Annotated in this window: 7 protein-coding genes; all 7 read left to right on the top strand. The window is 32.4% G+C overall.

Going from position 1 to position 11,683, the window contains the following annotated elements:
- Positions 1–2 precede the first annotated feature (2 nt).
- The 7 genes from murQ to B0A81_RS14165 all read left to right on the top strand — a co-directional run bounded on the left by murQ (position 3) and on the right by B0A81_RS14165 (position 11,674).
- The gene (murQ, locus tag B0A81_RS14200) at positions 3–830 is read left to right on the top strand and encodes an N-acetylmuramic acid 6-phosphate etherase (protein WP_089058657.1); all 828 of its coding nucleotides are present in this window, start codon (positions 3–5) and stop codon (positions 828–830) included.
- A 158-nt stretch (positions 831–988) separates the two neighbouring features.
- Entirely contained in the window at positions 989–2,494 is a 1,506-nt protein-coding gene (locus B0A81_RS14195) for a sodium:solute symporter (RefSeq protein WP_089058656.1), read from the top strand.
- A 113-nt stretch (positions 2,495–2,607) separates the two neighbouring features.
- Complete coding sequence (locus B0A81_RS14190; protein ID WP_089058655.1) at positions 2,608–5,604, top strand: glycoside hydrolase family 3 N-terminal domain-containing protein; 2,997 nt, start codon at positions 2,608–2,610, stop codon at positions 5,602–5,604.
- 170 nt (positions 5,605–5,774) lie between these two features.
- Positions 5,775–6,983, top strand: a complete 1,209-nt coding sequence (locus tag B0A81_RS14185; protein ID WP_089058654.1) for an anhydro-N-acetylmuramic acid kinase — start codon at positions 5,775–5,777, stop codon at positions 6,981–6,983.
- Between the two features lie 177 nt (positions 6,984–7,160).
- A complete protein-coding gene (locus B0A81_RS14180) occupies positions 7,161–8,432 on the top strand; it encodes an acyltransferase family protein (protein WP_089058653.1) in 1,272 nt (423 codons plus the stop codon).
- Between the two features lie 199 nt (positions 8,433–8,631).
- Positions 8,632–9,492, top strand: a complete 861-nt coding sequence (locus B0A81_RS14175; protein WP_089058652.1) for a penicillin-binding transpeptidase domain-containing protein — start codon at positions 8,632–8,634, stop codon at positions 9,490–9,492.
- Between the two features lie 454 nt (positions 9,493–9,946).
- On the top strand, positions 9,947–11,674 hold the full coding sequence (locus tag B0A81_RS14165; protein WP_089058650.1) for a tetratricopeptide repeat protein: 1,728 nt from the start codon (positions 9,947–9,949) through the stop codon (positions 11,672–11,674).
- Positions 11,675–11,683: the final 9 nt, after the last annotated feature.

Here is an 11,683-nt window from a genome sequence, read left to right as displayed (position 1 = left end):
AAATGTCAAAAGCAAATCCAGATACAGAAAGAGAATCTCTTTACTCAAATTTAGATAAAATGAGTACCAACGAACTGCTTTCAAATATAAATAATGAAGATAAAAAAATAGCAGCTATTGTTGAAGAACAAATTCCGAATATTGAAAAATTAGTCGATGCGATTGTTACAAAAATGAAACTTGGCGGAAGACTTTTTTATATTGGAGCAGGAACATCAGGTCGAATTGGAGTTTTAGATGCTTCAGAATGTCCTCCTACTTTTGGAGTTCCAGACAATTGGATTATTGGTATTATCGCTGGTGGAGATTCTGCTATTAGAAAAGCGGTAGAAAATGCCGAAGACGATGTTGATCAAGCCTGGAGAGATTTATCTGCCTACGACATTTCGAGTTTAGACGTAGTAATAGGAATTGCAGCTTCTGGAAATACTCCTTACGTTATTGGCGGATTGAAAAAAGCACGTGAAAACAAAATCGTAACCGGCAGTATTTCATGCAACAGCGGAAGCTTGATTTCTAAACAAGCAGATCATCCTATTGAACTAATTGTAGGGCCAGAATTCTTGACAGGAAGTACCAGAATGAAAGCAGGAACTTCTCAAAAATTAGTCTTAAACATGATTTCAACATCAGTTATGATTAAACTGGGAAGAATCTACGGCAACAAAATGATCGATATGCAGTTGTCTAACAAAAAGTTAGTTCAAAGAGGTGTAGAAATGATTGTTGAAGAACTTCAGATTGATGAAAAAACAGCTTCAGATTTGCTGAAAAAACACAAAAGCGTAAGAGCAGTTTTATTGGCTCAAAATAAAAATCTGGAAATCTAATAACCAAACCATTCAAATCTTTTATAGATTTATACAATAAAAGTTTAAATCTAAACCTAACAGCTTTTATAGTCTGTTAGGTTTAATCTGCGAAACAGTACTATTTTTTAAACTTTATTTCTCGCTATTCATAAAACCAAAACCACTAAAGCTATAAAATGACACCAAGTACAATCCTCCTCCTAATTATCATTTATTTCGGAACATTATTCTATATCTCGCATAAAGTGAGTAAAAAAGACAGTGGAAATGATGCTTTTTTTACGGCTAATAAAAACTCTAAATGGTACTTAGTAGCTTTTGGAATGATTGGTACAGCTCTTTCTGGAGTAACTTTTATATCGGTTCCCGGAGAAGTTGGTGCGGTAAGCGGTGAACAATTTAAATATTTTCAGTTTGTTCTGGGTAATGCTATAGGTTTTCTAATAATTACAAAATTATTATTACCGCTGTATTACCGAATGAATTTAACCTCTATTTATGGCTATATTGAGCAAAGAATGGGCGTTTACAGTTACAAAACGGCAGCTTCTATTTTCTTGATAAGCAGAACCGTAAGCTCTGCCTTCAGACTTTATTTGGTTGTAATTGTTTTGCAGCGATTTGTATTTGATTTTTACAATATTCCTTTTGCATTTACGGTATTCATGTCATTAATTCTAATTTTTTCTTATACCTATAGAGGCGGTTTAAAAACGATAATTATTACGGATACTTTACAAACATTTTTCTTAGTTACATCTGTTTTTCTTACTATCTATTTTATTTGCGATCGCATGGATTTAAGTGCCGTTGGAGCATTTGAAGAAGTTAAAAACAGTAACTATTCTAAAATTTTCTTTTTTGATGATTTTATGGGAAGTAAATTCCATTTTATCAAACAAATAATAGGCGGAATGTTTGTGACTATCGCTATGGTTGGATTGGATCAGGATTTAATGCAAAAAAACCTGAGCTGTAAAAATATTGGCGAAGCACAAAAAAACATGTTTACGTTTACAGGAATCTTTGTAATCATCAATATTTTCTTTTTAAGTGTTGGCGCCTTGCTATATATTTATGCTAATAAAAACGGAATCGCAATTCCAACTGATTTAGTTACAGGCAAACCTAGAACCGATTTACTTTTTCCTGAAATTGCGCTGAATCATTTGGCTGTAGTTCCTGCGATTGTATTTTTACTAGGAATCATTGCAGCTACTTTTGCAACAACAGACTCCGCTTTGACAGCATTAACGACTTCTTTTTGTGTTGACTTTCTAGGAATGGACAAAGCCGAAAACAGCAAAAAAAACACAGTAAGAACAAGACATTTAGTACACATTAGTTTTTCAATTCTGATTTTCTTTGTAATCATTATTTTCAATACCATCAATGACAGCTCAGTTGTTGGAATGATATTTAAAGTTGCATCTTATACTTATGGTCCGTTATTAGGTTTGTATGCTTTTGGATTGTTCCAAAAATCAAGACATGTAAATGATAAACTAGTTCCAGTATTATGTTTACTTTCTCCTTTGTTCACGTATTTAATCAATGAAAATTCGAAATTATTATTTTCAGGATATGTATTTGATAATGAATTAATAGTGATAAACGGATTAATAACTTATTTAGGATTATACCTGACAAGTTCACGAAGCAGCGAGAAAATATCTTTTTAAACTATATAAAAGCAAGCCCAATTTGCTAAATAAAATAAAAGCTCACCCATTGAAAATCATCCTTTAATGGGTAGAAGCTAATTAAAACCTATTCGTTCAAAACAAAATATATTATGAAAAATTACTTCATAAGAATCAGCCTATACACCGCATTTCTTTTTTTGATTACCAATTGTGCTTCTAAAAAAAACACTGCAATTACAACTGTAAAAACAGATATTCCTTTAAAAGATACCGTTGTTTACAAACCAAAAGCCGCATCTGAGAAAAAAACTTTTTTTAAAGATTCCGACAAAGAAACGGCTTGGGTTGATAGTATTTACAATAAAATGTCGGCGAGAGAAAAAATAGGCCAGCTCTTTATGATTTCCGCTTATTCTAATAAAGATTCCGTACATACAAAAGAAGTCAGCACCTTAATTCAAGATTATAAAGTAGGCGGATTAATTTTTTTTCAGGGTGGGCCAGTTCGTCAGGCAAAATTAACCAACTTGTATCAGTCAAAATCAAAAGTGCCATTATTCATTGCTATTGACGGCGAATGGGGATTGGGCATGCGTTTAGATTCGACTTATATTTATCCTTGGAATATGACTTTGGGAGCTATTCAGGATTTGAGTTTAATTGAGAATGTTGGACGAAATATGGCGAATGAAAACAAACGTATCGGAATTCATTTCAACTTTGCTCCTGTTTTAGACATTAATACCAATCCGAAAAATCCAATTATTGGCAACCGTTCTTTTGGAGAAGACAAAGTCAATGTAAGCAACAGAGCCATTGCTTTGATGAAAGGCGTGCAAGGTCAAGGTGTTTTTTGTACAGGAAAACATTTTCCAGGACATGGTGACACCTCTGTAGATTCGCATAAAGCATTACCTCTAATTGATTTTTCGAAAGAACGAATTGAATTGGTTGAATTATATCCGTACAAAAAAACTTTCGACGAAGGTTTAGTTTCTGTAATGGTGGCACATTTAAACATTCCAAGTTTAGAGCCGCAATCTAATATTCCATCTTCCGCTTCTTATAACATTGTAACCAATCTGCTTCAAAAAGAATTAGGCTTCAACGGTTTGATTTTTACTGATGGTTTGGCAATGAAAGGTGCAACTGATTTTAAAGGTCCCGGAGATTTAGAAATAGCTGTTCTTCTTGCCGGAAATGATATTTTTCTTGGTCCTGATAATGTACCCGAAGCTTTTCAAAAATTAGAAGAAGCTTATGCTCAAGGTGTAATTACTGAAGAACGTTTAGCACATTCCGTAAAAAAAATATTGCATTATAAATTTAAAGCCGGATTAAACAAGTACAAACCGATCGATATGAATAATATTTATAACGATCTTAATCCGACGCAAAATGACGCTTTGCATTATAAACTTTACGAAAATGCGATTACCGTTTTAAAAAATGAAAAAGAAATTCTACCCATCAAAAACCTAGATCAAAAAATAGCGTATGTAAAACTAGGAGATGATGTTAACAGCACTTTTGTAACTACTTTAAAAAAATACACTGAAATTACAGAAGTATCAAATACTAATATTGACAGTTTAAATCAAGAACTAAAAAATTACGATACTGTAATTATCGGCTTTCATAAACTAAATAAAACTTGGGAAAAGCAGAATTTCACTGATACTGAATTGCTTTGGCTGCAAGAAATCGCTAAACACAACAAAGTGATTTTGGACATTTTTACAAAACCATATTCATTATTGCCTGTTACTAATTTTGATGATATTGAAGGACTAGTTGTTTCATATCAAAACTCAAATATAAGTCAAGTTGTTTCTGCAGAAATATTATTTGGTGCTGTCGATGCAAAAGGAAAACTGCCTGTATCGATTAATGATTCGTTTAAGGTAAATGACGGTTTATCAACGGAAAAAACAAACCGTTTAGGATTTACAACTCCAGAAAATGTGGGAATGAATTCTGCTGTTTTATCTAAAATAGATGCGATTGCTCAAAAAGCAATTGACGGAAAAATGACTCCTGGAATGCAAGTATTGGCTGCTAGAAAAGGAAAAGTTTTTTTTCAGAAATCATACGGTTATCAAACCTATGACAATCAAAAAAAGGTTACCAATTCAGATTTGTATGATGTTGCTTCCATTTCGAAAATGATTTCTACATTGCCAAATGTGATGCAATTGTATGATAAAAACAAAGTGACTTTAGATACCAAACTAAAAGATATGGTTCCGTTTTTTGCAAAAACAAATAAAGAAAACATAATTTTCAAAGATTTGTTAACGCATTACGCCGGACTGCAGGCTTGGATTCCGTTTTACAAAGCAACGCTTGATAACGATGGTAAACCTTCTGCAAAATACTATCGCAAAACAGCTGATTCTAAGTTTTCGACAAAAGTTGCAGACAGCCTTTTTATTCGAGATGATTATCACGATACCATCATGAAAATCATTGCAAAAAGTCCAGTAGCCGTAAAAAAAGAATACAAATACAGTGATTTTACTTTTATAATTTTAAAAGAATACTTAGAAAAGAAAACACATAAAAAGCTTGAAAATCTAAGTAAAGAAAACTTTTTCAGTACACTTGGCATGAATAATACACTTTACAATCCGTTAAATAAATTTGATAAAAACAGCATTGCTCCTACTGAAATTGATACTTATTTTAGACATCAGCTTATTCAAGGATATGTTCACGATATGGCTGCCGCTATGGAAGGCGGAGTTGCTGGTCATGCAGGAGTTTTTTCTAATGCTATGGATGTTGCCAAAATGATGCAGCTGTTTTTACAAAAAGGAAATTACGGCGGTAAACAATATTTTTCTGAACAGACATTTAATGCTTTCAATACTTGCTATTACAAAGACAAAGGAATTCAGAGAGGTTTAGGTTTTGACAAAAGAGTTGGAAAAGGCGGACCAACTTGCAGTTGTGTTTCTGAGGCGAGTTTTGGTCATACTGGATTTACAGGAAACATAGCTTGGGTTGATCCAGAAACAGAAATTGTTTATGTATTTTTATCCAATAGAACTTATCCAGAAGTTGTAAATGACGAGAATAAATTATCTAAAGGAAAAATTAGAGAAGATATTCAAAAGATAATTCAGGACGCTGTTATCAAATAAAAAAAGTTCTACTTATACAAAATCAAAAGGTTAAATAAAATCTGTAATAAATTAACCATATAAAAAATATAAGTTCATTTTAGAGTTTTCTCAAAATACTGCTTAAGTAAACTTATAATACTTACATGGTTTAAAAAAGTATATTTAATGCACTTTTAAAAGTAAAAATTATGAATGCAAATTTAGAATCACTGTATGAAATCGCAAAAAAGCCTTCCCGAATTATTGTTGGGCTAATGTCTGGCACCTCTTTGGATGGTTTAGATGTGGCTTTGTGCAAAATTACTGGTTCTGGAGAAAACACTGAAGTTCAATTATTAGAATTTGATACAGTCGATTATTCAGAAGAAATAAAATCAGAAATCAGAAGCGTATTTGCAAAACCTACTATTGATTTTCAGAAACTAGTTTTATTAAATGAATGGATCGGAATTCTTCATGCTAATATGATTCTCGATTGTTTAAATCGTTGGAAAATCCCAACTTCAAAAGTTGATTTAGTAGCCTCGCACGGGCAAACCGTTTTTCATGCTCCAAAAATTCTACACCAGTTGGAAAATTTTACAAACGGTACTTTACAAATTGGAGATGGAGATCATATTGCTGTAAAAACTGGAATCTTAACCATTTCAGATTTTAGACAAAAACATATAGCTGCGGGCGGCGAAGGTGCACCGTTAGCTGTTTATGGAGATTATTTTCTGTTTAGTAAAAAAGGCGAAAATCGCATTATGCTAAATATGGGCGGTATTGCCAATTTTACTTTTTTACCTTCCAATCATAATCCCGAAGAAGTTTTTGTAACGGATACAGGAACTGGAAATACTTTAATTGATGCTTTTACCAGACTTTCATTTCCTGATAAAGCGTATGATAAAGATGCTGAAATTGCAAAAAAAGGCACTGTAAATCTATCTCTTTTAGAAGCTTTAAAAGCTGATGATTTTTTTCAAGCGCCATTTCCAAAAACCACAGGTCCAGAGCTTTTTAGTATTGAATATGTGAGAAATGCGCAAACTAAAAGCGGTACAGAAAATATTTCTATTGAAGATTTATTAGCGACATTAACCCGATTTAGTGCTGAAACGATAGCAGAAGCCATAAATTCAACAATCAGTAATACAACTTATCCAATAGAAAGTTTTACTATTTATATGTCTGGCGGAGGCGCTCATAATCCGTTGTTGACAGGCTGGCTGAAAGAACTGCTGTCTTGTACTTTTACTAATACTGATTCGCTTGGAATTTCGGGCGATGCAAAAGAAGCAATCTTATTTGCCATTTTAGCAAACGAAACAGTTTCTGGAGGAAACTCTGATTTTGGATCCCGTAAAAGAATTCCATCAGTATCAATGGGAAAAATTTCTTTTCCATCATAAACAAACACTCTAAAAGTCTACCGTATGAACACAAATATTATAAAACAATTTGAACACAAATTTCACAAACAAATTAGTGACAATTAGTGCAATCCGTGTTACTTTTTATAATTGTGTCCGTACAGCAGCTTTAAAAGTTTCCCTTTTAAATAATTAACAGAACCCAAAACCAACCCAATGACAAAAGAACGTTTAACCTCACTGGATGTATTTAGAGGATTTACAATATTATTAATGACTATTGTCAACAATCCTGGAAGCTGGGCTTCTATTTATCCGCCTTTAGAACATGCTGAATGGCACGGCTGCACTCCTACAGATTTAGTTTTTCCTTTTTTTGTTTTTATAATGGGAACTGCAATACCTTTTGCAATGCCAACAAAGCATTTTGATGCAGCTGTATTCAATAAAATTTTGGTTCGTTCTCTTCGAATTTTCTGTTTGGGATTATCTCTAAACTTTTTCAGCAGGATACACTTATTTGATTTAGAAGGAATCCCATTATTACTCATTCGATTAGCCATAACTTTTGCCGTTGCTTATGCTCTTTTAGGAAACTTTACTTTAAAGGTTAAAACGTATCTTGTTTTTGGAATTTTTACGTTGATGATTTTTCTTGCTTACAGCAAATTAGAAGCTTTTGAAGATGTTAGAATTCCAGGCGTTCTTCAACGAATTGGTATTGTTTATTTCTTCGCTTCGTTATTGTACTTGAAAACAAATTTAAAATCACAACTTTTAGTTCTTGCTTCGATATTAGTGGGTTATTATATTTTAATGGCTTTTGTTCCCGTTCCCGGAATTGGCGCTGCCAATTTTGAAAAAGAGACTAATCTTGCGGCATGGTTAGACAATTTAGTTTTAAATGGACATTTATGGAGCGTATCTAAAACTTGGGATCCTGAAGGAATTTTAAGCACGCTGCCAGCTATTGGCACAGGAATCCTTGGAATGTTTATTGGACAGATTTTAAACTTACAAATTTCTAAAACTGAAATCATAAAAAAACTGGCAATTTCAGGAATTGTTTTGTGGGCTCTTGGTTTACTTTGGAATATTATTTTCCCAATAAACAAATCGCTTTGGACAAGTTCATACGTTTTGTATACGGCCGGAATTGCAACAATATGCTTAACCTTGCTGTATTATATTATTGATGTTGCCAACTATAAAAAATGGACAAAACTATTCTTGATCTGGGGTGTAAATCCAATGATTGTATTTTACTTTTCTGGTGTGATTCCTAGAGTAATGAGTTCGATAAAAATGCAAAGCCCAGATTTAACTGGAGAAGAAATCAATCTTCAAACCTTAATTTACAAATTTTGGATTGTGCCGTGTTTTGAAAATCCAATGAATTCGTCACTTGCTTATGCAATCTCGTATGCCATTTTTTGGTCATTGATTTTATGGGTTTTCTACAAAAAGAATTTAATTTTTAAGGTGTAAAAGACTTTGTTTTTTTGTCACCAATTGACACTAAATTTTTTATTCTAATTAAGTAAATTGATTATTCATTTGAATAATTTAATTCGTAGAAATTCGTGACTCGAGCGACAGCGAACAGACGAAGTAAATTCGTTGCAAAACTTTTCACAAAACCACATCTGAAACTAAAAAAAAGTCCGTGTAATATTAAAGGAGCAAAATGAATTTGAAACAATTATTTACGGTATTTCTTTTTGCTGGGTTTCTTTTCTCTTGCTCATCCAATCTACAAAAAGGTGATCGCACAATTGTATCAAACCGTGATAAAATTGTCGTGCATTCTAATTTTAAAAAATATTTTGACAACTGCAATGTCGAAGGTTCGATTGCCATTTATGATAACAATAAGCATACATGGTTTTTATCTGACACGATTGGAACCAAGAAAGAAACACTTCCTGCATCGACTTTCAAAATTATTAATCTGCTTATAGCATTAGAAACAAAAACTATTTCCAGCGAAAATGACGTCGTAAAATGGCCGGGAACTACAGATACTATAAAATATGGTTATCGTCCCGAGATTTACCATGACATAACGGTAAAAGAAGCTTTTGAAGTTTCTGCAGGCTGGGCATTTGTGGAGTTGGCAAAGAAAATTGGAAAGGATAATTACAAAAAATATTTATCATTGTGTCATTACGGAAATCTCGATATGTCGCAAACGGATGCCGATTTTTGGAATTTTGGCAACTTTAAAATTTCCCCTCTTAATCAAGTCGAATTTCTAAAAAATCTGTACGACGAAAAGCTTCCATTTTCAAAACGTAATATGCAGATTGTAAAAAAAGTAATGCTGACGGAGCAAAATAAAGGCTACTCTATTTATTCGAAAACGGGTTGGACAAGAGAAAACGAAATCAATACTGGATGGTGGGTTGGCTATATTGTAAATAATAATGATACTTATTTTTTTGCAACACGTCTTTTACAAGATCGAAAAATTAATAACGCAGCTTTCGGAAATTGCAGAAAGGATATAACGAAATCTATTTTTAAAGATTTAAATATCGTTAAATAAATTCCGTTTTTACTACAGTAAATTTCCTGTGAGCGTTTATCCAGTTTTAAAAACTGTGCTAACGAACATTCCGTTACTGGAACTATTGCCACTGTTAATCAGCGCTGGAACTATTACTGCATCTACTATAAAATCGAATTGGACTGTCTTATATTGGGGGACAACAGTTGGGGCAATAAAATTTTCTACAGTTACCACAGCAGTTCCTAACGCTGAAAAATGAGGCCGCAAAAACATCTCAATTTGCGGTATATACGAGCTTTTTCAAGTTCGGATATTGTTGTGGCAAAACTACTCTAGAAAGAATTTAAACGATAAAAAGTGAGGGGGACAAATAGGGGACATTTACGTTTAGAAATCTAACAAAATCAATACATTATGTTTTTTGGTTTAGAAACGTAACTTTTTTCGCTATTTTTACGATCCCAAAAACAAAAACCACAACTAAGAAAAAATGTTTTCAAAGAAAATCTACTGCATCGCTTTAGTCTTTTTTGCCTTTCTATTAAAAGCACAAAACGCTCCTATTCAAATTTCTTTTTCAAAAAATGAAATTAAAAATTATGAGGCCGTATTAAATCAGGAAAAATCTTTTGAGAAAGATACAGTGGCATTAAAAAACTTTTTAAAACCATTGTATCAAAATAAAAACTACAGCGTTTTTTATGAGGCGTTACTTGCCAACGGATACAGTAATTTTTATAATGCAGTAAACAAAAAAAGCGATTTTCATTATCAGCAGTCGATTAAAAAAGCGGCACTTTTAAAAGAACAAAGCATTGAAATTTGGACACAGCTTAATTATGTAAGTTATCTTTATTATTACAGAGATTTCATAAAGATGACTCCGCTCCTTCTCAAAGTTATTGATAAGATTGAAAAACTGCCGGCCGAAAAAATAATCTTACCAGGTGAATCTTTCAAAAAAATTGGATGGATTATGCAAACACTTGGTGACTATAAAGAGGCAGCATACTATTTAGATCTTGCCCAAAAAAATGCTCCTAAAAAAAGCATCGAATATGCTTCGATAACAAATGCTATTGGTGCAAATTATCTGCATACTTCTGATCTTAAAAAAGCGGAATATTATTTTTTACAAACTGCCAAATTATCGCAGGAAATTCAGAATAAAGTGCGCTATGCTAAAGCTTTGGGAGATTTGGCACTTGTAAAACAAAAACAAGGCGATTTTAAATCGGCTATTTCATTAGTCAAAAAAGATATCAGTATCTCAAAAGCTGAAAAAAGCTACCAGAACACAATGTATGCTTCTATTTTACTGGCGGAACTATATTTAGATGACAACGATTTTACTAAAGCAGATCAAGCTTTAAAAGAGGCTGAGAATATTGTGTACTCAAAAACTTATTTTGAAAAATCAGAACTTCAAATCATTCAGCTTAAATTGAGAATCCTGCAGCATCAAAACAAAGCTGATGAAGAATTAATTTTAAGAAGACGAATGCTTGTTCTTGAAGATTCTCTTAAAAACAAAGATGGCGATATGGCTATCAACAAAGTAAACTGGATGATTCAAAAAGAAAAATTTCAGCAAAATATTAATCGTACAAACGAACAATACAAGAATGAAATTTCGATAAAAAATGTTTATGCCGTAATTATTATTCTTGCTCTTTCCTTATTGATTTTTCTTATTTTTAATTTTAAAAAGCATTTAAAAAACAGACAGATTGAATACAGCGAAAAGGTCTTTTCGTTAAAGACAGAGAAAATAAAAAATGAGCAAAAATTATCTGAAGCAAATGAAAATTTAGATGCGCATGCCGCTCATTTGAAAGAAAAAAACAATCAAATAAAAAGTTTAAGATCTGAAATAAATCAAATTAAAAATTCATCTCACAGCGATTCTGAAAAAGAAAATCTGAATATTTTACTTGAATCACATTTGATGACGGAGGAAAACTGGAAAATTTTCAAAAAAGAATTTCAAAAAGTACATCCCGAGTTTCATCGTTTACTGGAAGAAGATTTTCCTGAACTCACTGATTCTAATAAACGAATTCTATTACTGCAAAAACTAAATTTTAATAATACTGAAATCTCCGAATTATTAGGAATAACACCTGATGCTGTAAAAAAATCCAAACAGCGCCTTAAGAAAAAACTCGGCGACAAATTCAATATACTTTTTGAGCATATTAGTTCTAAAATCTCATAATTTATAGAA

The sequence above is a fragment of the Flavobacterium plurextorum genome, assembly GCF_002217395.1.
GTDB lineage: Bacteria > Bacteroidota > Bacteroidia > Flavobacteriales > Flavobacteriaceae > Flavobacterium > Flavobacterium plurextorum.
The sequence above is the reverse complement of the archived record's forward strand: the minus strand, read 5'-3'. Positions and strand labels throughout refer to the sequence as shown.